This window comes from Polaromonas sp. P1_H6, assembly GCF_056405195.1.
This window is the reverse complement of the sequence record NZ_JBFUCN010000003.1, coordinates 190,777-211,252: the sequence shown is the minus strand read 5'-3', so window position 1 is coordinate 211,252 and position 20,476 is coordinate 190,777. Positions and strand designations below refer to the sequence as shown.

The 20,476-nt window shown below is 64.7% G+C and carries 18 protein-coding genes; 2 read left to right on the top strand and 16 right to left on the bottom strand.

Annotation, left to right across the window (positions count from 1 at the left end):
• Positions 1-1,086 (top strand): caspase family protein, encoded by a 1,086-nt coding sequence (locus tag AC1D1F_RS04685; RefSeq protein ID WP_477675704.1) that lies wholly within the window; start codon positions 1-3, stop codon positions 1,084-1,086.
• Positions 1,073-3,892, top strand: a complete 2,820-nt coding sequence (locus AC1D1F_RS04680; protein WP_477700660.1) for a hypothetical protein — start codon at positions 1,073-1,075, stop codon at positions 3,890-3,892. The genes AC1D1F_RS04685 and AC1D1F_RS04680 overlap by 14 nt, the downstream gene beginning before the upstream one ends.
• A gap of 246 nt (positions 3,893-4,138) precedes the next feature.
• On the opposite strand, the gene AC1D1F_RS04675 is transcribed toward AC1D1F_RS04680, so the two are convergent.
• The 16 genes from AC1D1F_RS04675 to AC1D1F_RS04600 form a co-directional block, all read right to left on the bottom strand.
• Entirely contained in the window at positions 4,139-4,681 is a 543-nt protein-coding gene (locus AC1D1F_RS04675; RefSeq protein ID WP_477675706.1) for a hypothetical protein, read from the bottom strand.
• Between the two features lie 101 nt (positions 4,682-4,782).
• Complete coding sequence (locus tag AC1D1F_RS04670) at positions 4,783-5,499, bottom strand: DUF1266 domain-containing protein (protein ID WP_477675707.1); 717 nt, start codon at positions 5,497-5,499, stop codon at positions 4,783-4,785.
• 251 nt (positions 5,500-5,750) lie between these two features.
• Positions 5,751-6,128 (bottom strand): hypothetical protein, encoded by a 378-nt coding sequence (locus AC1D1F_RS04665; RefSeq protein WP_477675708.1) that lies wholly within the window; start codon positions 6,126-6,128, stop codon positions 5,751-5,753.
• Positions 6,129-6,220: 92 nt separating this feature from the next.
• On the bottom strand, positions 6,221-6,784 hold the full coding sequence (locus AC1D1F_RS04660) for a hypothetical protein (RefSeq protein ID WP_477696069.1): 564 nt from the start codon (positions 6,782-6,784) through the stop codon (positions 6,221-6,223).
• A gap of 58 nt (positions 6,785-6,842) precedes the next feature.
• Positions 6,843-7,202, bottom strand: coding sequence for a hypothetical protein (locus tag AC1D1F_RS04655; RefSeq protein WP_477675710.1), 360 nt, complete (start codon positions 7,200-7,202; stop codon positions 6,843-6,845).
• A gap of 115 nt (positions 7,203-7,317) precedes the next feature.
• The gene (gene xylB, locus AC1D1F_RS04650) at positions 7,318-8,802 is read right to left on the bottom strand and encodes a xylulokinase (protein WP_477675711.1); all 1,485 of its coding nucleotides are present in this window, start codon (positions 8,800-8,802) and stop codon (positions 7,318-7,320) included.
• Positions 8,803-8,805: 3 nt separating this feature from the next.
• A complete protein-coding gene (locus AC1D1F_RS04645) occupies positions 8,806-9,957 on the bottom strand; it encodes a Gfo/Idh/MocA family protein (RefSeq protein WP_477675712.1) in 1,152 nt (383 codons plus the stop codon).
• Complete coding sequence (locus tag AC1D1F_RS04640) at positions 9,954-10,979, bottom strand: sugar phosphate isomerase/epimerase family protein (protein WP_477675713.1); 1,026 nt, start codon at positions 10,977-10,979, stop codon at positions 9,954-9,956. The genes AC1D1F_RS04645 and AC1D1F_RS04640 overlap by 4 nt, the downstream gene beginning before the upstream one ends.
• A gap of 7 nt (positions 10,980-10,986) precedes the next feature.
• The gene (locus tag AC1D1F_RS04635; protein ID WP_477675714.1) at positions 10,987-11,949 is read right to left on the bottom strand and encodes an ABC transporter substrate-binding protein; all 963 of its coding nucleotides are present in this window, start codon (positions 11,947-11,949) and stop codon (positions 10,987-10,989) included.
• Positions 11,950-12,004: 55 nt separating this feature from the next.
• Positions 12,005-12,994 carry an ABC transporter permease gene (locus AC1D1F_RS04630; protein WP_477675742.1) on the bottom strand — a complete coding sequence of 330 codons (990 nt, stop codon included), beginning with the start codon at positions 12,992-12,994 and terminating at the stop codon, positions 12,005-12,007.
• A gap of 4 nt (positions 12,995-12,998) precedes the next feature.
• Positions 12,999-14,483 (bottom strand): sugar ABC transporter ATP-binding protein, encoded by a 1,485-nt coding sequence (locus tag AC1D1F_RS04625; RefSeq protein ID WP_477696070.1) that lies wholly within the window; start codon positions 14,481-14,483, stop codon positions 12,999-13,001.
• 22 nt (positions 14,484-14,505) lie between these two features.
• The gene (gene xylA, locus AC1D1F_RS04620; protein ID WP_477675716.1) at positions 14,506-15,831 is read right to left on the bottom strand and encodes a xylose isomerase; all 1,326 of its coding nucleotides are present in this window, start codon (positions 15,829-15,831) and stop codon (positions 14,506-14,508) included.
• 117 nt (positions 15,832-15,948) lie between these two features.
• Positions 15,949-16,905, bottom strand: coding sequence for an SMP-30/gluconolactonase/LRE family protein (locus tag AC1D1F_RS04615; RefSeq protein ID WP_477675717.1), 957 nt, complete (start codon positions 16,903-16,905; stop codon positions 15,949-15,951).
• Positions 16,906-16,931: 26 nt separating this feature from the next.
• Entirely contained in the window at positions 16,932-17,933 is a 1,002-nt protein-coding gene (locus AC1D1F_RS04610; RefSeq protein ID WP_477675718.1) for an ABC transporter permease, read from the bottom strand.
• Positions 17,933-18,919, bottom strand: coding sequence for an ABC transporter permease (locus AC1D1F_RS04605; protein ID WP_477675719.1), 987 nt, complete (start codon positions 18,917-18,919; stop codon positions 17,933-17,935). Before AC1D1F_RS04605 ends, AC1D1F_RS04610 begins: the two co-directional genes overlap by 1 nt.
• Positions 18,916-20,466, bottom strand: a complete 1,551-nt coding sequence (locus AC1D1F_RS04600) for a sugar ABC transporter ATP-binding protein (protein WP_477675720.1) — start codon at positions 20,464-20,466, stop codon at positions 18,916-18,918. The genes AC1D1F_RS04605 and AC1D1F_RS04600 overlap by 4 nt, the downstream gene beginning before the upstream one ends.
• Positions 20,467-20,476: the final 10 nt, after the last annotated feature.

Sequence of the window (20,476 nt, the reverse complement as noted above, 5' to 3'; positions counted from 1 at the left end):
ATGGCCGACTTCGCCATACTTACCGGCATCAGTTGGTACCCGAACCCCGGGTACAGCAACCTCGACGGGCCGCCGAATGACATCGCGTTGATGGAGACATGGCTCACGGAACGGGCGGGATTGGACCCCGGCAATATCAGGAAGGTCGTCACGCCTTCGCCGCTACCGGACCCCGTGGACCTCGGAAAAGCACCTCCGGTGGGGCTCGATTTCGACCTGATCTTCAACGAAATGCTGCAACAACGCATTGCTATGGGAAGAGCTCGCGTGAGCGGAAGGCTGTACCTCTATTTTTCGGGTCACGGCTTTTGCAACCGCAGCCAGAACGCCGCACCCGAAGCCGCTCTTTATTGTGCCAATGCCACGAAGACGTATCACCCACACCTCTTCGGCACGCAACTCGCGCGCGTGGCACAAGGCCAGGCTCTCTTCAAGGAAGTAGTGCTCATCATGGACTGCTGCCGGGACTCCGAACTGGCGCGCACGCCAACACCTCACCCGTATCGCGACACGCCCGACGACGGCCTGGCCGCCCAAGTCCATCTCCTTGCGATCTACGCGGCCCCCAAGGGCGGTAAGGCGCAGGAGCGCGCCATCCCGGAAAGAGGCGGTGCCGTTCACGGGCTGCTGACGCACGCACTCGTCAAGTTGCTGGAGGAGTTGCCTTCACGGGACGCTGCCGGCATTGCGTCCGTTGACCTCCGCAACGCCCTGTGGAACGGCTGGAAGTCGATTTGCGGCGAAGATGCCGCCCCTCAGCCCGAAGTGCTGCCGCCACAGAACGGGGAAATCTACTTCCCGCTGGTGGGCAAGGGCACCTCGGTAGAGTTTGTCTGGATACAGCCGCCCACCGACGGCGCCACACTAACCCTGATCGACAATCAGTTCCAGGAAGTCGCAACGTTCAACCTCGCCGGGGCAGCGAACGACACGATTGCGGCCAACGGGCCCGTGCTACACCATGAGCGAGTGCCGCAGGGACTGAGACTGCGCATGCGTCCAGGTCCGTACCTCTACCGCCTGAGCGATCCGGCAAAGGAGGCTCCTATCAAGGTCGAAGGAGGTGATTGCCGTGTCAACCTTTGAGAGAGACCTCGAACTCACCACTGACAACCCGCTGGCGGAAATCCTGTTGCTGGACGGTGAATTCAAGCTCGTCGCGCGCAGCGCGACACCCTTGCGTTTGCGAGTGCGACCAGGTCTGTACGTCATGAAGGTAAAGGTCGGCGACGAACAGGCCGAAGCAGTGCTGGAAGTGCGGCCCGATCCGGATAGCTTCACTCATTGGCTTGCGGCGCCGCTGTTCGAAAGCCCTGTACCGCTGGACAATTCCTCTTTCCGGCATCAGTTCCAACAAGACGGAACTGCACGCGTGATCGATGCAGCTCGCAAGTCCGCAGGCACAGCGGAGTCGCGCATCATCGTTTGTGTTCGGGACCCGAGCCCCTTTGACCCGCACGATGCACGGGCTGACATGCGGATGCAAAGTTATGCAGGTGTGTTCGAGCAGTTCAGCGTGCGTGACACGGCCGATGGACTTGTCGCGTGGCCCGAGGTTATCAATGATGACAAATTGCGATTCGGGTTTTCGGCGATGGCGGCGTCCGTCGCGGCGGGTTCGTACTTCCTGACGTACAGCACGAAAAGCGGTGACATCAGCCTCTCGTTGCCAGCGGCAAAAGGCTGGGCTCTGCAGGTCTACGTAAACCTCATGCCCGGCAGCTCCGGCCAGATGGAGCCGGACCTCGCGGGGATCTCTGTTTTTTATGACACGCTAGGCAGCTCGTTCAATCCGTCGCGACCCGAGCTTGTAGCCGCAGAGACGGTGCGCAAGTCGCTGGCATACGGGCGGGGGTTCGTGCCACCACAGACGCTCGATGTGCTGTACCAGGGAAAATTCCAGAACCCGATTCTTGGGCTCTATGCCGCGCATCACCTGATCGCCACGTCAGGGGATCCCAAAGCGCTCAAGGAAGTCATCACGAATACGAGCGACATGCTCGGAAAGAACTTCCCGGATGTAGCGGCATTGCGCCTTGCTACGGGGAGCCATAAGCCGGATGAGGGCGCACGCACGTTTTGGGAATTGAGCGGTCCGCCGCTGTTGGCGCGTAGCTGGCAATTGCTCGTTGCGCAAGCCGATGCCCTAGGTGGGCCCGGCGTGACCCGCTCGCCGGCGCTGGCGCGCGCATCTTCGTATTCACCGCAAGGGATTTTCACCGGATGGGTAGGCCCCCTTGCCGCGACAACGGCGCAGGCGCAGGGGACGCAGACTAAGTCGCTGGCGGGGGAACTCCTGAAGTTCGCTACCGGCGCTTTGGGCGCCTTTCGCAATCGCATTGGTGGAGCGGACCCCGCCACGCTCACGGAGCGATTGGGCCATATCTCGACCAACCAAGAAGCCGCGGCCGCGCTAGTCGAACTTTCGCAGGCATATGAATGGCCGAAGGTCACGTCTGAGCTCAGGCGCAACCCGAAATGGATGGATCCGCTGTCGCCTCTGCAGCGCAGTCTCGTCATGATGCTGAACTCCATCGACGGCGATGACAAGGCTCACAAGGCCATCGACGAGAACTTCATTGGCTCCCTGCTCGATTCGCATCGCGTGCCGCTGCAATCGCTCGCCGAAGACCTTCAGCAAATCGAGCTCGGCGGGTGGATGAGCGTGGGACTAGAGCACGCGGTTGAAGCTGCCGTAGAACTCGGAACGGACAAGCTCACTCGTTCGCTAGAGAAATTCCGCGTCGAGATCGACCCGAAGCGCATCACGCACCGGGTCCACTATGCGGCGCTTGTCGATACGATTTTTGGCGCGGGCTCGGCCAAATTCGACAAGTCTGTGGCGGATACGAACAACGTGATAGGCGCTCTTGCGAGCCCAAATAGCTTTGTCGAATTTAAGGCCAATTTCCAGCATCGCCTGCATCGCCTGAATGCCGCGATCCAGTCTGACCCGAGCCTTCGCAAGGAGATACTCGCCGTCGTGAACAGAATCGTGGGATCCGGCTGGGATGGTGCGTATGCTGAGCTCTCGGCGCTCGACTACTTCCTAGCAGCGGCTGCCAGCGGCCCCGGAAATATTGTGCTTGATCGCACCGTACCCGCCAAGGAGACATTGGCCTCTGCGATGGGCATGCAAAACACCAATTACGACATGAGCCTCCCGGGCCTTGGCGTCGTGATGGACACGAAGCTCCTGTCGGACAAGATCGGCGGCATTCTCGAGGGCGTCTTCAATGACTTCCGCCGCGCCAAGGGAATCCGTCGCCTCACGATCGTTCCATCCTACGACCAGGATAACGACTTCGCGGTGTATCAGGCGAATCGCAGGCAACTGCTCGCGGAACTGGTGAACGGGGTCGATACCACCGTGCGACCCCGGAAGCTGTCCAGCGCAGTAATCCCCGATCTGTCGTACGAGTTTGCGTGGGAAGCGGGTGTCACAGCCGGTGCGAGCACATATTCACCGAGCACCCACGCGAAAAATCATCAGCGCCTGCTATTCAGTCACGCGAAGAAGTTCTCCCGCGTTGAGCCGACCGTGATCATCTTCGTGCTGTTCCCGTGGGCTGGCGAGAGCATCTTCCTCTTCAAAGAGCCGAAGATGCAGTTCTGCAAAGCGTTCGGTGAGGAATTTTTCTCCGGACTCCTGGACTCGCCAGAACCTGCGAGCAAATTCAACGGCAAGTTCCAGTCGGACATTACCGTGGGTCATGTGGTCCGGCATCTGTCGGGAATCATTTTCCTGGATGACGACACCATCTTAGCCAAGGATCCCCAGCGGGTGAATGTCGAGGCGAGCTTTGTCTGGAACCCCGTCGCCCTGCACGCACTGGGTGGCAGCAAGTTTGACAACTACATGCGCAGTCGCAGTGCAACGGAACTCAAATAAGCCTCACACTGTTGAATTCCGCTGAAGTCTGACCCGAGGGAGGGGCGGACAATTACTTGGACTTACGGCATAACCAGTCCAAGTAATTGTCCGCATCCCCAGTGGATCAGATTTCGACGGAATTCAACATGTGTGGGCATGAAAGTAAGTTTTGGCCTAACGAGGCTGTAGAAGAACCCGGGCCCCCACACGCACAACTATGCCGTTGCCCCGTGCGCGGACCGAGCTCCATGAATTGGACGGAATTCACGCTCCATTCGCCAGAGACACCCCGTCCACCGGCTTGAGCATCCATTCTGCAAGGTCCGCCCCCAAGCCCTGAATCACCGCATCCATTGCGCTGCACTCGGTGGTCTCCGCCTTGATATCGGAATGCTGAATGTGCATCTGGCGCATGCCTTTGAAGTGCACGGCCGGCAGTCCCGGCCGTTCGAGCACAGCGTGGATGACCATGATCGTGGGGCCGCCGGCGCTGACGGTCACGATGTCCATGATTTCGATTTTCAGCAAAGGGGCCGCACCCCTGCCGGCACCCAGCGCGGGAAGCACCACTTCATGCCGCGCTTTCAACCGATCTTGCACCGCCTGGCGCAATGGGTCCGGCACGCCGCACGCATCATCGGACTCAGACATCTGGCGGCCCTGGTAATACCCGTACACGACGGGCGGCAGTACCACCGTGTTGTAGGCAACAGGCGCGGGTGGCGTTCGCTCAAACGGCTGGGGATCGTGCGAACCGCAAGCGGCGAGAATTGAACTCACCGCTATCGCGATGCAGGTATTGCGCACGGATTGCCCTTACTGTCATTGATTGATTGGGAATCTAGCGAGAAGCGGCGCTATGCGCCGGCGCTCCTTCAAAGTTCCGGCGCCGGGTCAGGCAAGCTGTTTTATTTGTACGAATACTTCAAATAAATATCGGTATTCTCATCGCCTCTTGTTTTCCCATTCAGGATGTATTTGGCCATTGAGCCGATGTCTTCCAGGTCAAACCCATGAATGGTTCTGCCCAACAGGAACGAAACCGTATAGTCTTCCCAGCTTTTGCCGAGCGTGCTGGCGATGCCCGCGGCTTTGTGGATGAACTCCCAGGTTTCCTGTTCCGTGAGATAGCCCGCCCAATAGCACCACCTGGCCAATGACACCGCCCTCATGGTGTCCCAGCCGAAAGTCGACCGCGTCGCTTCCACGGTCGCCAGGGGAATACCCAGTTCTTTTGAAATCTCTTTTTGCGCTGTCTTGACCTGCTCTGACGAGCCTGCGACGAAGGAATCGATGTCTTTGCTTTTATTGAGATTGAGCAGGTTTTCGAGCGCCTCTTTGGCGTCGTTGGAATTCTCGATTTCCCATTGATTCTTGAGCCCGGCAACGTATGTGTCCAAGCTATCTTCTGGAAGAATGGTCAGGATTTTTTCGAACCGGTTGCTGAACAGGATTCCACCAAATGCCAGGGCTCTTTTTTGCTTTTCATCCAATGGATTGCCGGAGTGCTTTGATTTGAATTCGTCGAGCTGGCGGGCCTTTTTTTTCTTCATGTAGACAAAAAGCACGGCAAAGTACACAGCAAACACACATGCAACTGAAATAACGATGGACATCGTAGACATCACATTCCTCCCTGATTTATTAATGATGAGAGGCCACGCATGAACAGTCATGCATCGCCTGCGTGAAAAAACTGCCCATACTCCAGCGCTACGCTGACACGAGCCTTGCTAAAGAAACGTCATGACGAGTAACTTTATGTGTCTAACGTCACACATCGTCGATGCAGGCACGACTGCAGCAAGAGCACAGAACCAACTCACGCTGCGCGCGCTCTGCCGCATGCGCCAGTTCGGCGCCGGTGCGGCGGCGATCACACCGGGTCGAGATGAAGCACCACCTCGGAAGGGATCCGGCTGCCGACCCGTTGGAAAGCGGGGCAAGCATCGATGCAGGCCCGAAATGCGGGCAGGCCAGACGGCGTAGCGCACCATTCATTGCCGCTTCCCAGGGCTTGGAGTTCTGCCGTAGGTGGGAATCGAAAGGTCAGGGACAGCTGAAGAATGCCCTCGTCATCATCTTCATCCTCGTCGCCGCCACCGTCGCCACCCGGCATTAGCTGGCGAGTGATGTTGAGCTCAAAGTGCGTCGAGTCGCCCCAGTTATAGCTGCCCCACTGAAAGAGCAGCATGTCTCCATCTTCCTCGAGGACGCATCCATCGCATCGTTCGGAAGCGTAGAAGGCAAGCATGGCTTCCACGCCTTCGGAGGCTGTGAGTGCCGCCGCGGGGCGACCGCCAGGCGAGAGGCGCTGCTCAAATGCAGCGAGTGAAGTAGCCGGTGTCATAAGGAGCCATCCATGACCTTCGGGAACGGAACGCCTTTGATCTCGGCAAGAAAGCGATGTTTCGGCTCAAAGTCACCCACATACGTCAGGGCAATCTTGCCTTCCCAGATGATATCGAACAGGTCCGTACCCTCCACACGGGAAAAGGCGATTGTGTGATCCACCACGCAATCATGCCCGAGCAGATAGATATGGAATGCACGCGCTTCATAGGCTTCCTTCAGGTCATAGGGAGGCGGGTCCACATGGAGCCGAAGTCCATCAACAGACCCGGGCGCGAACTGTGCGAGGGAACAGCCTCGAAAGCCGCCCTGATGCCACTGGTCGGAGGAGATGGTGCAACTGCCGTAGTTGCACCAGACTCCCGGGGCCTCCCAAGCCGAGGGATGGTCCTCGTCCTCCTCTTCTTCGATATCTCTTTCAGCGTCGTAATCCTCGGTTTCCAAGTGGAAGTGAAACCAGACGTCGTAGCCCCTGCGCTCGGCGGACCACCGAAACTGCTTGAGGGCATGGCCTTCAAGCCACGGGTTGCCCGGGAACGTCATTCGACCTGATTTCATTGGGCGTAAATCTTTTTGTCTTTACAGATATTCTCGCCTCTGGTTTACCGCGCCCGGCTCAAGAACCATTGCTGCCCAGAGCTTGCTCCAGGCGCTCCACATACCGTTCAGCCCAGCCTTGGAGCATCTCATCCTCGTCTTCGCTGTTGAATATACGGATGACCTCGTTGAAAAGTTCATTGCGCAGGGGGCTGCTCTCATCGACGTAGAGCCCGACAACCTGGATGGCCTCAACGCGCGCCAGGTCAACCTCCAGGGGTTCCCGGAGCACATCAAGCAGCAGCTGGGAGACATCGCCCTGGTTCGCCTCCGAATCAAGCGCCCGGATGATTTCGCATTTGCGATGGTTCATGCCTGAATCTGGCAAGTGATCCGTGGCCCAGGGCATGGCTCGATACTCGTTAACAAGGTCATTCATGGGTAAAGCCTGAACGCTGGTGATCGGTCGGGGGAACCCCGCGGACCGATTCTAGGCTGACAGTGTGACTTTCACCTCCGCACAATGAACGAAGCGGGGTTCCAAAAAAAAGTGCTCAACCAGGCGCAGCGCCCGGTCCGTACAAAGGCGCAACACTGTTGTACAGCGACGCAAAACGCGCCGCGCGCTCTTTCCATCGTGCTTGCTCGGCGGGCCGAGGCGCGAAGCTGTCCAATGCCGCGGGCGCCTTGAGGACGTCCTGCGCGTCCGCCTTGTCCGCGCAAAGCCAGGCCAGCCGTGCCGCGCCCAGGGCGGGGCCCACGGCGGAGTCCTCGCGCCGTATCACTTCCAGCCCCGTGGCGTCGGCCAGCATCTGGGCCCAGTACGCGCTGCGCGAGCCGCCGCCGATCAGGCTGACCTGTTCGAGCCCGGCGCCGGTGGCCTGCAAGGCTGCGATGCCCTGGGCCAGCCCGTGGCACACGCCTTCCAGGGTGGCATTGACCATGTCGGCGCGTGAGGTGCCGGCATTCAGGCCGAAGAACACGGCCTGGGCATGCGGGTTGTTGTGCGGTGTGCGTTCCCCGTTCAGGTAGGGCAGGAACAGCGGCGTGGACGATCTCAAGCCGCGCGCTTCGGCCTCGGCCAGCAGCCGTTCCACGTCGGGCTCGCCAACCAACGAGGCGGTGAAATCCAGGCAGGACGCCGCCGACAACATGACCGACATCAGGTGCCAGGCCTGCGGCAAGGCATGGCAGAAGCTGTGCACGGCCTGTCCGGGATTGGAGACGAATTCACGCGTGGCGACGAAGACCACGCCCGAGGTGCCCAGCGACAGCATGGCGTCGCCGGGGCGGAACATGCCGGCGCCGAGCGCGCCGGCGGCGTTGTCGCTCGCGCCGGCCGCCACCGGGATGGGGCGCAAGCCCCAGCGCTGCGCGAGGTCGGCGCGCAACTTGCCCGTGGCCTCGGGACCTTCGTGCAGTACCGGCATGTGCTCGCGCGACAAACCGCAGGCCGCCAGCAGCTCGTCGCTCCAGTCGCGCCTGGCAACGTCTAGCCACAGCGTGCCCGCCGCATCCGACATGTCGCTGGCGTATTCGCCGGTCATGCGCCAGCGCAGCCAGTCCTTGGGCAAGAGCACGCGGCGCACCCGCTCGAACACCGCCGGCTCGTGGCGCGCCACCCATAACAGTTTGGGCGCGGTGAAGCCGGGCATCATCATGTTGCCGGTGATCTGCCGCGAGCGGGGCACCTGGCTTTCCAGCAACCCGCATTCCGCGGCGGAACGCCCGTCGTTCCAGAGCATGCAGGGCCGCAGCACCTGGTCTTGCGCATCGATCAGGGTTGCGCCGTGCATCTGGCCGGTCAGGCCGATGCACTCCACGTCGCCGGGGCTGTGCCCCGCCGCCGCCAAGCCGGCCAGCGCTTCCCGGACGGCGCCATCACAAGCCTGCCACCAGGCGTCCGGATCCTGCTCGCGCCACAGCGGCTGCGGCTGGTCGACCGCCAGGGGCGCCGTGCCGACGGCCAGCACCTGGTGCCGGCGGTCCAGCACGACAGCCTTGACGCTGGAGGTCCCGAGATCGATGCCTAGGAACATGCGTCAGCGCATCGGCGTCCACTTGGCCTGGCTGCCGGCGGACTCCACCACTTTTTCGATGAAGCGCACGCCGCGCGCGCCATCGGCCAGACGTGGATAGTCGGCGTCCAGCGGATCCGGTGCCAGGCCCGCCTGCAGCGCGCGGATGTGCGCGGCCACGCCGAGGTACACATTCGCGAAGGCTTCGAGGAAGGCCTCGGGATGGCCGGTCGGCAGGCGTGTGGCGCGGCGCGCGGCCTCGCCCAGCCATGGCGAGCCGCGGGTCAGCACACGCGCGGGCCCATCGATGGGCGAGTGAATGAGCCGGTTCGGCTCTTCCTGGTGCCAGGTCAGCGTGCCTTGCGTGCCGAACACCCGCAGGCGCAGGTCGTTCTCGCAGCCCACTTCGATCTGCGAGGCAATGAGCACCCCCCTGGCGCCGTTGCTGAAGCGCAGCAACGCATTGCCGTCGTCGTCCAGCCGGCGTCCGGGCACAAAGGCCGTCAGGTCGGCGCAGATGCTGTCCAGCTCCAGCCCGGTGACGGTCGCCACCAGGTTTTCGGCGTGCGAGCCGATGTCGCCGATGGCGCCGGCCAGGCCGCTGCGCGCTGGGTCGGTGCGCCAGTCGGCCTGCTTCTGGCCCGTTGCTTCGAGGTTGGTGGCAAGCCAGCCCTGGTTGTATTCGACGATGACCTTGCGCACTTCGCCGATCGCGCCCTTGGCCACCAGCTCGCGGGCTTCGCGCACCATGGGATAGCCGGTGTAGTTGTAGGTCACCCCGAAGACGCAGCCGCTGCGCTGCACGGCGCGCTCCAGCGCCTGGGCCTCTTCGCTGCTGTGCACCAGCGGCTTGTCGCAGACCACGTGGATGCCCGCCTCGGCAAAGGCGAGCGCCACCGGGAAGTGCACATGGTTGGGCGTGACGATGGAGACGAAGTCGATGCGGTCCTGCGCCGGCCGCTTGAGCTCGTCGGCCAGCAGGTCTTGCCAGCGGCCGTGGTTGCGTTCCGGGCGCAGGCCGAGTTCCCGGCCTGACGTGCGCGCGCGCTCAGCATCGGACGACAGCGCACCGGCCACCAGTTCCATCTGCCCATCCAGCGCCATGGCCTTGCGGTGCACGGCGCCGATGAAAGCGCCCTGCCCGCCGCCCACCATGGCATAACGCAGCTTTTTCATGATCCGGCCATCCCGCCTTGTTTGGCCTTGTCGAAGACCGCGTCGAAGGCGCCGGCCGCCGGTTTGAAGTCCAGGCGCTTGGAGTAGGCCGCGCTCTCGGTGGCGCCGTGGACCCGGTCCATACGGCTGTCCTCCCATTCCACGCTCAGCGGGCCGGCATAGCCGATGTCGTTCAGGGCCACGATGATGGACTCGAAGTCGATCATGCCGCGGCCCACGCTGCGGAAGTCCCAGTGGCGGCGCGCATCGCCGAAGCTGGTATGCCCGCCGAACACGCCCACGGTGCCGTCGCCTTTACCCCACCACACGTCTTTCATGTGCACGTGGTAGATGCGGTCATGGAAGGTGCGCAGGAACTTCACGTAGTCCACGCCCTGGTAGCCCAGGTGGCTGGGGTCGAAATTAAAACCGAAGCGCTTGTGCCCCGCCACGGCTTCCACGGCGCGCTGCGCCGAGGCGGTGTCGAAAGCGATCTCGGTGGGGTGGACTTCCAGGGCGAAGTTCACGCCCACGGACTCGAAGGTGTCCAGGATGGGCTTCCAGCGTTGCGCGAAGTCGCGAAAGCCCTGCTCCCAGTACTCCTGCGAGGTCGGCGGGAAGGCGTACAGCGAATGCCAGACCGACGAGCCCGTGAAGCCGGTGACGACCTTCACGCCCAGCCTGGCGGCCGCAAGGGCGGTGTCCTGCATCTCGCGCGCGGCGCGCTGGCGCACCCCTTCCGGATCGCCGTCGCCCCAGACATGCGCGGGCAGGATGGCCTTGTGGCGCTCATCGATCAGGTCGCACACGGCCTGGCCCACCAGGTGGCTGCCGATGGCGAAACAGCGCAGGCCGTGCTTTTCAAGCAGCGCGCGCTTGTCCTTCGCATAGCTTTCGCTCGCCAGCGCTTCCTGCACGTTGAAATGGTCGCCCCAGCAGGCCAGCTCGAGCCCGTCATAGCCCATGCCGCGCGCCAGGGGTGCGAGTTCGGCCAGCGGCAGGTCGGCCCACTGTCCGGTAAAAAGTGTGACGGGTCTGGCCATGGCTGCCTCAGAACGGGGAGTCGGGGAAATAGTATTGCTTGGCATTGTCCTTGGTCACCAGCACCGAGGGGATGATGGTGGAGGCCGGCAGCTTCTCGCCCTTGACGCGCGCGGCCGCGGTGAGCTTCATCGCGTCGGCGATCATGCTGGGCGAGTAGGTGACGTCAGCCGTCACGGTTTTGTCGCCGTCCATCACCTTCTTGATGTAGTCCTTGGAGCCTGCGCCTCCCAGCACCAGCTTGACGTCGGTGCGCTTGGCCTGCTCGATGGCCTTCTGCACGCCGACGGCCATGTCGTCGTCGGAAGCCCAGACAGCGTCGATCTGCTTGAAGCGCGTCAGGAAGTCCTGCATCACCTTGAAGGCGTCGTCGCGGTTCCAGTTGCCGTGCTTGGCGTCCAGCACCTTGATGCCCGGCTGGCCCTTCATCACGGCCATGAACGCATCCACGCGCTGGTTGTCGATGACCGTCGGGATGCCGCGCAGCACGACGACGTTGCCCTTGCCGCCCAGCGCCTTGGCCAGGTATTCGCCCGACACCTTGCCGAAGCCGGGGTTGTCGCCCGCGACGTAGGCGTCCTGGGCGCTGGGGTCGGTCAGGCCCCGGTCAACCACCGTCACGTACACGCCCTTGCCTTTGACCTGGGCCACCGGCTGCGTCAGCGGGGCCGACTCGAAGGGCAGGATGACCAGCGTGTCGATCTTGTTGGCCGTTTGCAGGTCCTGGACCTGGTTGGCCTGCTCCGCGGCGGAGCCGGCGGTCTTGACGGTGACCTTCAGGCCGGGGTATTGCTTTTCCAGTTCCGTCTTGGTGCGGTTGGCCCAGTACACCACCCCGCCCGTCCAGCCGTGGGTGGCGGCCGGGATGGACACGCCGATGTGCGGCTTGTTCTGCGCCAGCGCCGCKGGCGCGGCGCCGAGCAAGGCCAGGACGGCGGCGGCAGCCGCCAGTAGTTGGGTGATCGGTTTCATGGTTTGTCTCCTCTTTGGGTTGGCTGAAAAACGGCAGTGCCGGTGGTGAAATCCATCATTTGCGCCCGCGCTGGAAGAACGCCACCGCGATGATCACAAAGCCCTGTACCGCGGCGTTCAGGTACACGCTGATGATGCTGGTGAGGTTCAGGATGTTGCTGATCACCGAGAGCAGCACCGCGCCGATCACCGTGCCGGTGATGCTGCCGGCGCCGCCCTTGAGCGCAGTGCCGCCGACGATCACCGCCGCGATCGCCTCGAGCTCCCAGAGCAGGCCGGTGGCCGGCGAGGCCGACCCCAGGCGTGGCACGTAGAGCACGGTGGCAACACCCACGCAGATGCCCAGCAGCATGTAGGTGAGCACCTTGACGCCGTCCACGTCCACAGCCGCGTAGCGCGCCACCTGCTCGTTGGAGCCTATGGCCTGCACGTAGCGGCCGTAGGCGGTCCGGTTGAGGATCAGGCCGCCCAGCAGCGCGACCACGATGAAAACCCATACCGGCACCGGCACGCCCAGCCAGCTGCCGTAGTACACCGGGCCGTAGGCGCTGGCCAGCGCACCGTCCAGCGTGATCGCGCCGCCGTTGGAAAAGTAAGTCAGGTAGGCGCGGAAGATACCCAGCGTGCCCAGGGTCACGATGAAGGGTTCGATGCGTCCCTTGGTGATCAGCAGGCCATGGGCCAAGCCGAACAGCGCACCCAGCGCGATGGCGCAGGCCATGCCGGCCAGGATGGCGGCCAGCGGCGGCCAGCCGGCGCCCGCGGCGGCGTTCATCAGCAGGATCATGGTTCCCGCGATCAGCGCCGCCATCGAGCCCACGGAAAGGTCTATGCCGCCGGAGATGATCACGAAGCACATGCCCACGGCGATGATGCCGATGAAGGCCGTGCGCGTAAGGACGTTCATGACGTTGTCCAGGCTGGCGAAGTTCTCGTTCAGCATGGCGCCGAGCAGGCACACCAGGACCAGGCCCGCCAGCGGGCCGCCGCCGCGCAGGCCGGACCACCGGCGCGCGGTCATCGTCCCCGGCGGTGCGCCGGCCATGGGCTTAGTGGGTTCCAGTTGCATGGGCGATCAGCAATTCTTCGGTGAGTTGGTCCTGCGGCAGCTCGGCCGCCAGCCTGCCCTGGCGCATCACGATGACGCGGTGGCAAAGGCCGATGAGCTCCAGCAGCTCGGACGAGACGATGACCACGGCGCGGCCCTCGGCGGCCAGGCGCTGGATCAGGAAATAGATGTCGCGCTTGGCCCCCACGTCCACGCCGCGCGTGGGCTCGTCAAGCACCACCACTTCTGGCTTCGGCTGCAGCACGCGGGCAAGCGCCAGTTTCTGCTGGTTGCCGCCGGACAGCGCCGAGGCCGGCACACCGACCGAGGCGCGGATGCCGAAGGCCTCGCTGGCCTGCTTGAGGGCCGCGCGCTCCGCCGCGGGATTGAGCCAGGGCCGGGCGTATTGCTCCAGCGCCATCAGCGTGAGGTTCTCCGCCAGGCCCATGCGCAGGTGCAGGCCGCGGCCCTTGCGGTCTTCGCTCAGGTAGGTCAGCCCCCGGCCCGCGGCCGAGCGCGGGCTGCGCCGCGTCCACGGGCGGCCCGTGATCTCCACCGCCGCGCAGCTCGACGGGCGCAGGCCCAGCAAGCCCTCGAACAATTCGGTTCGCCCGGCGCCGACCAGCCCGGCGAAACCCAGGATCTCACCGGAGCGCACCTGGAAGCTCACGTCCTTCGCCCAGCCGGGCACCTGCAGGCCCTCAACCTTGAGCAGCACCTGTGCGCCGTCCGGCACGGGTTGCCGCGGCGGGAACAGGTCGCTGAGTTCACGGCCCACCATGAGGCTGGCCATCTGGTGCCGGCTCACGCTGCCCGTGAGCCGCTGCGCCACCAGGCGGCCGTCGCGCATGACCAGCACCTCATCGGTGATGCGTTCGACTTCGTCCAGCTTGTGCGAGATGTACAGCACCGTGGCGCCCCGGTCGCGCAATTGCGCGATCAGGCCGAACAAGCGATCGGTTTCCGACGGCGTGAGCGTGGCGGTGGGTTCGTCCATCACCAGCACACGGGCATTGCGGCTCAGCGCCTTGGCGATCTCCACCAGCTGCTTCTCGGCCACGATCAGGTCGCGCACCCGCCGGCCGGGACTGCAGGTCAGCCCCACCGAGCGCATGGCCGCCTCGGCGCGGCGCGCCATCTCTGCCTCGTCGAGAAAACCATGGCGTATCAACTCATGCCCGAGGAAGATGTTCTGGGCGATGGTCAGGTCGTCGGCGAGGTTGAACTCCTGGTGGATCATCACGATGCCTTCGGCTTCGGCGTCGCGCGGGCCGCGGAAACTCACGGCCTGGCCGGCGATCTCCACCGAACCCTCGCTGGCCTGCTCGTAGCCGGCCAGTATCTTCATCAGCGTGGACTTTCCGGCGCCGTTCTCGCCCAGCACACCGTACACGCGGCCGGGCGCGAAAGCGAAGCTCACGCCATGCAGCACCTGCACGGGCCCGAAGCGCTTTGTCACCTGCTGAAAGCCGACGGCCGGGTTCATGCTGGGCGCTCCTGCCGGTGATTCAGACGACCGGATCGAAGATCGCGGCGTTCACGCGGTTTTCCAGCCACTCCTGCCGCCCGCTCACCGGCTTGGGCCTGATGTCCTGGACAAAGGCATATTCGGCGACCTCGCTGAGCTTCATGTCCCCGCCCAGGATGCCGCGGCCCAGGTCGCCCTCCCAGCGGGCATAACGCTCGGCGCGAAAGCGCTCGAGCTCACCGGCCTCGATGAGCCGCGCGGCGCTCTTGAGCGCCAGGGCCAGCGCATCGATGGCGCCGGTGTGCCCATGCAGCAGGTCCACCGGGTCCATGCTCTGGCGGCGCACCTTGGCGTCGAAGTTGAAGCCGCCGCTGCCGACGCCGCCGGCGCGCAGGATTTCATACATCGCCAGGGTGAGGTCTTCCACGCTGTTGGGGAACTGGTCGGTGTCCCAGCCGTTTTGCGGGTCGCCCCGGTTGGCGTCGATGCTGCCGAAGATGCCCAGCGAAGCGGCCGTGGCGATTTCATGCTGGAAGCTGTGGCCCGCCAGCGTGGCGTGGTTGGCTTCAATGTTCAGCTTGATCTCGTGCTCCAGGCCGAATTCCTTGAGGAAACCATAGACCGTGGCGCTGTCGTAGTCGTACTGGTGCTTGGTGGGTTCCAGCGGCTTGGGCTCGATCAGCAGCTGGCCCTGGAAGCCGATCTTGTGTTTGTGCTCCACCACCATCTGCATGAAGCGGCCGAGCTGGCGGCGCTCGCGCCGCAGGTCGGTGTTGAGCAGCGTGTCGTAGCCTTCACGGCCGCCCCACATCACATAGTTGGCGCCGCCCAGGCGGTGGGCGGCATTGAGCGCGCTGAAAACCTGCGTCGCGGCATAGGCGAAGACTTCCGGGTCGGGATTGCTCGCGGCCCCGGCGGCGTAGCGCGGATGGCTGAACAGGTTGGCCGTGCCCCACAGCAACTGGATGCCCGTCTCCTGCTGCTTCTGCGCCAGCACGTCCACCACGGCAGAGAGGTTGCTGCGGTAGTCCGCCAGGCTCGCGCCCTCGGGCGCCACATCGGTGTCGTGAAAGGTGTAGAAGGGCACACCCAGCCGCGAGATCAGGCCGAAGGCGGCGTCGGCCTTGCGGCGCGCCAGCGTCAGTTCGTCGCCGGGCACGTGCCAGGGCCGTGCGAAGGTCCCCTGCCCGAATACGTCGTTACCCGGCCACACAAAGGTATGCCAGTAGCAGACGGCGAGCCGCAAGTGCTGCTCCATCGTCTTGCCCAGCACGCGCGCCTTGGCGTCGTAATGGCGGTAGGCCAGCGGATTTGTCGACTGCGGGCCCTCATAGCGGACCTGGGGTAGGGATTCGAAGGAGGTCATGTCTGCGTCAGAACAATCAAAGAGGCGATGCTAGCCCTTGCGCCGCCGCGCAAGCTTGCGAATTTGGCGAGCGCGGCTTATGAAATTTCTTTCTGCATCGCAGCAATTGGCGTGAACTCAGCCGGGCCGCGGCGCGTGGGTGCCGGCGCCGGACACCGCCAGGTAGCAGGCATACAAGGAAGTGGTCGCCGTGATGAACAATCTGTTACCCCGGGGACCTCCGAACTCGAGATTGGCCACAGGCTCCGGGATGAGGATCTTGCCGAGCAACTCGCCGCGCGGCGTGAAGCAGTGGACGCCGTCGGCGGCACTGGTCCACACATTGCCGAGGGCGTCCACGCGCAGCCCGTCCGGGATGCCGGCGTCCACCGTGACGAACACTTCGCCTCCGCGCAGCCTGCCTTCTTCCACCTCGAATGAACGGATATGGCGCGGCCCCCCGGGGTCGTGCGAGGCGCCCGATTCCGCGATGTACAGCCGCTTTCCGTCAGGCGAGAATGCCAGCCCGTTCGGCTGGACAAAATCGGTCGCGGCCGCATCCACCCGGCCGCTGGCGGGATCGACGCGGAACACGTAGCGGCCTCCGTATTCAGGCTCCGCCGTGTAACCCTCATAGTCGGAAAGGATGCCGTAGGTCGGGTCGGAGAACCACAAGGCACCGTCGGGCCCGGCCACCAGGTCGTTGGGCGAGTTGAGCTTCTTGCCCTGGAACGAGGATGCCATCACCGTACGGCGCCCGTCGTGTTCGGTGCGGCTGACGCTGCGCGTGCCATGCTCGCAACTGAGCAGGCGGCCCTTGCCGTCGCGCGTGTTGCCGTTGGCGAAATTGGAGGGCTTGCGGAACTCCACGACGCATCCGGGCCCGGCGCCATCGGGCACCCAGCGCAGGATGCGGTTGTTGGGGATGTCGCTGAACAGCAGGAAATCGCCCGCGGGGAAATACACCGGTCCTTCGGCCCAGCGCGCGCCGGTGTAGAGCTTCTCAACAAAGCCGTTGGGCGGCGCCACGCCGCGAAAGCGCGCGTCGTGCAGGCGGAACTCGCCGCGAATGCCGTAGTGTTCACCCATGCTCATCTCACCTTGCCTTAACTTACCTCACCTTACCTCACTTTGGCCGATCTTCCGTACAGCATCAGCATGACCAGGATCAGCGCTCCATAAATGATTTGCCGGCCCGCTTCGGGCATCTGCAGGACCGCCAGCATGCTTTGCAGCAACACGATGAATACCACACCGGCGACCGTGCCCAGGTAGCTGCCGCGCCCGCCCAGGATGTTGGTGCCGCCCAGCACCACGGCCGCGATCGCCGGCAGCAGGTAGGGGTCGCCCATGGCCTGGTAGGCGTTGCCCGAATACCCGGCCAGCAGCACGCCCGCGAATGCGGCCAGCGTGCCGCAGGCGACGAAACAGGCGACCGTCATCGCGGCGGTGCGCACGCCGCTGAGGTAGGCGGCGCGCTCGCTGTTGCCGATCACGTAGACGTAGCGGCCCGCCGCCGTGCGCGTCAGCAGCAGGTACACCAGCAGCGAGACGGCGGCCCAGGCCAGCACCGCGTTGGGCAAGCCCGCGGTCCTGCCCACTGCCAGGTCGCGCATCAGCGGAGTGGCCGCGTCCTGGGGCGCATGGCCGCCGGTGTACAGCACCATCAGGCCCTGCAGCACGGCATTCGCGCCTAGCGTGAAAATCATCGAGGGAATCCGCAGGAAAGCCACGCCCAGGCCGTTCACCAGCCCGATCAGCGCGCCACAAAGCAGGCCGGCGGGAATGGCCCACCCGGGCCCGAAGGCCGCTCCTGCGGCGGCGGCCATCATGGCGCCGCTGGTGATGGTCCACGGCACGGACAGGTCGATGTGGCCCAGCAGGATGACGGCCATCAGCCCCGCCGCGGCAAGCCCGAGGAAAGCGGCGATCTGCAGCTGCTGCAGCAGGTAAGTGGGCATCAGGAAATTACGGTTCACGGCACTGCCGGCCAGCAGTAGCAGCAGGCAGCACAGCGCGACCACGGCGGGCGGGTTCAGCAGCAGCCGCTGCAGAGCGCGTAGGGGCCGCTTCCCGGCCCCCCCGGACGAAGGCTGTGCGGCGATCACGTCGCTTGCGTTCATCAGAACAGCTCCAGGCGGTTTCTCACGCGCAGCACGCGCGCCGCGCCTATGCACACGGCGCCCAGCAGGATCAGGCCCTCGAACAGCGGCTGCCACAGCGCCGGCGCGTTGAAGACGAAGAGCAGGTCGCCGATGGTGCGCAGCACGAAGGCGCCGAGGATGGAGCCGACCATCCCGCCGGTGCCGCCGTACAGCGAGGTGCCGCCTATCACGACCGCCGCGATGGAATTGAGGGTGTACAGCCCCGCCTGCGGTCCGCTGGCCTCGCCCGACAGCGCGATCAACGACAGCAGCAGCCCGGCGACGCCCGACAGCAGCCCGGCGAGGGTGTAGGCGAGGAATTTGGCGCCCTCGGACGGAACGCCGGAAAGGTAGGCGGCCTGCTCCGATGAGCCGACGGCATAACACGCGCGCCCTATCACCGTGCGCCTGAAAGGCATCCACCCCAGCACGACCAGCGCGGCCAGCAGGACCAGGGTGGCGGGGACCACCCCGAACAGCCGGCCGGTCAGGGCGTCCGCCAGCCCCTCGCTGACCTCGCCGCCGGGCGCGGGCCGCAGCAGCAGCGCAAAGCCGAAGTACACCGCGCCGGTGGCGAGCGTGACGATGATGGGCTGAAGGCGCCCGAACACCACGATGGCGCCGTTGATGGCGCCCGCCGCCGCGCCACAGGCCAGCACCAGCACGATGCCCAGGGCCACCTGCCAGGGCGCACCATTCACCACCGTGGAGGCGAGGCAGCCGGTCAGCACCATCACCATGCCGACGGAAAGGTCCAGTCCCCGGGTGATGACAGGCAGGGTCTGCGCCATCGCCACGATGGCCAGCAGCACCGCCTTGTTGGAGGCGGTGGTCACGATGGCCACGGAGATCGAGCGCGGATGCTCCAGCAAGAACAGCGCGAACATCAGGACGAACACCGCCAGGGCGGCGAGCGGCCCGCCGTTGCGCCGCAATGCCATGGCCCATTCGCCGCGCCGCGTCATGCCATGGCGGCCTCCCCGCCGCCGGAGGGAACGTTGGGTGAGTCGTTGAGCGAGACGTTGAGCGAAGAGGCCACGATCGCGTGTTCGCTGATCTCGCCGCCGGCCAGCGTGCGGGCGATCCGGCCCTCGTACATGATGAGCACGCGGTCGGCCAGGCCGACCAGCTCCTCGTAGTCGGTGGAATACAGCAGCACAGCCACGCCTTCGGCGGCGAGCCGGCGCAGCAGCGCATACAGCTCCTGCTTGGTGGCCACGTCAATGCCGCGGGTCGGGTCATTGAGCAGCAGCACGCGCGGCTGGGTCATGAGCCATTTGGCGATCACCACCTTCTGCTGGTTCCCGCCCGACAAGGTCTGCACCGCGTCCTGCGTGGAGCCGATCTTGATGCGCAGCTGCTCCACCATGCGCGCCACGGCGGAATGCTCCGCCGCCGCGCTGAGGATGCCCAGGCGACCGAGCGCCGGCAAGCTGGCCAGGCTCATGTTCTCCCGGATGCTCATGGGCAGGATCAGCCCCTCGGTCTTGCGGTCCTCGGGGATCAGCGCGATGCCCAGCTCCGGATCCCTGCACCGGTGCGGCGCCAGGCCGCGCGGCTCGCCGAACACCTCCACCTTGCCCTGGACGCCCTTGAGCACACCGAACAGGGCCAGCAGCAGTTCGCGCTGGCCCTGGCCGTCCAGCCCTCCCAGCCCGACAATTTCGCCGGCCTTGATCTCCAGCGAGATGTCGTGCAGCTCGGGGGGCCAGCTCAGGCCCTCCACGCTGATGGCGGGCTGGGCCCAGGGCGCGGGACCGGTTTTCGGCGGATAGGACTTGGCGACATCGCGGCCTATCATCAGCTGCACCACCTCCTCATCGGAGCGGCTTCCGCTGGGGAAAGTGTCCACGCGCCGGCCGCTGCGAAACACCGAGCAGGTATCGGCCAGCGCCTTGACCTCATGCATGCGGTGTGAAATGAACAGGCAGCCCACACCGCCTGCCCGCAGCTGGAACAGCAGCTTGTAGAGCCGCTCCACGTCCTCGCCGCTCAAGGCGGAGGTCGCCTCATCGAGGATCAGCAGCCGCGGCCGCAGGCTCAGCGCCTTGGCGATCTCGATCAGCTGGCGCCTGGAAAGCGGCAGGTCGCGCACGCGCTCCTTGGGATGGATGTCGCCGCAGCCCAGCATTTCCAGCAAGGCCACGGCTTGCTCTTGCTGGGCCTTGGCGTCGATCAGCCCGCGCCGGCGCGGCGGCCGCGCCAGGAAGATGTTCTCCGCCACCGAGAGGTCAGGCACCAGGGACAACTCCTGGAACACGCAGGCGATCCCGTGGTCGCGGGCCACGTTCGGCGAAACCAGGCGCAGCTCGGCCCCCTCCATGAGGATGCGGCCGGCATCGGGCTGCACCACGCCGGCGATGGCCTTGATCAGCGTGGACTTGCCCGCGCCGTTTTCACCGAGCACAGCATGGATTTCACCGGCGTGGCAGGTGAGGTCCGCGCCGTCCAGCGCGCGCACGCCCGCATAGCGCTTGGAGATTCCCTGGAGCTGCAGCAAGGCCTCGGGCATGGCGGCTTCC

Excerpts from the sequence above, each read along its gene's own strand:
- AC1D1F_RS04685 (WP_477675704.1), top strand. The coding sequence starts at position 1 with ATGGCCGACTTCGCCATACTTACCGGCATCAGTTGGTACCCGAACCCC.
- AC1D1F_RS04670 (WP_477675707.1), bottom strand. The coding sequence starts at position 5,499 with ATGTCTACGATGTCCATCGTTATTTCAGTTGCATGTGTGTTTGCTGTG.
- AC1D1F_RS04665 (WP_477675708.1), bottom strand. The coding sequence starts at position 6,128 with ATGCTTGCCTTCTACGCTTCCGAACGATGCGATGGATGCGTCCTCGAG.
- AC1D1F_RS04660 (WP_477696069.1), bottom strand. The coding sequence starts at position 6,784 with ATGAAATCAGGTCGAATGACGTTCCCGGGCAACCCGTGGCTTGAAGGC.
- AC1D1F_RS04655 (WP_477675710.1), bottom strand. The coding sequence starts at position 7,202 with ATGAATGACCTTGTTAACGAGTATCGAGCCATGCCCTGGGCCACGGAT.
- xylB (WP_477675711.1), bottom strand. The coding sequence starts at position 8,802 with ATGTTCCTAGGCATCGATCTCGGGACCTCCAGCGTCAAGGCTGTCGTG.
- AC1D1F_RS04645 (WP_477675712.1), bottom strand. The coding sequence starts at position 9,957 with ATGAAAAAGCTGCGTTATGCCATGGTGGGCGGCGGGCAGGGCGCTTTC.
- AC1D1F_RS04640 (WP_477675713.1), bottom strand. The coding sequence starts at position 10,979 with ATGGCCAGACCCGTCACACTTTTTACCGGACAGTGGGCCGACCTGCCG.
- AC1D1F_RS04630 (WP_477675742.1), bottom strand. The coding sequence starts at position 12,994 with ATGGCCGGCGCACCGCCGGGGACGATGACCGCGCGCCGGTGGTCCGGC.
- AC1D1F_RS04625 (WP_477696070.1), bottom strand. The coding sequence starts at position 14,483 with ATGAACCCGGCCGTCGGCTTTCAGCAGGTGACAAAGCGCTTCGGGCCC.
- xylA (WP_477675716.1), bottom strand. The coding sequence starts at position 15,831 with ATGACCTCCTTCGAATCCCTACCCCAGGTCCGCTATGAGGGCCCGCAG.
- AC1D1F_RS04615 (WP_477675717.1), bottom strand. The coding sequence starts at position 16,905 with ATGAGCATGGGTGAACACTACGGCATTCGCGGCGAGTTCCGCCTGCAC.
- AC1D1F_RS04610 (WP_477675718.1), bottom strand. The coding sequence starts at position 17,933 with ATGAACGCAAGCGACGTGATCGCCGCACAGCCTTCGTCCGGGGGGGCC.
- AC1D1F_RS04605 (WP_477675719.1), bottom strand. The coding sequence starts at position 18,919 with ATGACGCGGCGCGGCGAATGGGCCATGGCATTGCGGCGCAACGGCGGG.
- AC1D1F_RS04600 (WP_477675720.1), bottom strand. The coding sequence starts at position 20,466 with ATGCCCGAGGCCTTGCTGCAGCTCCAGGGAATCTCCAAGCGCTATGCG.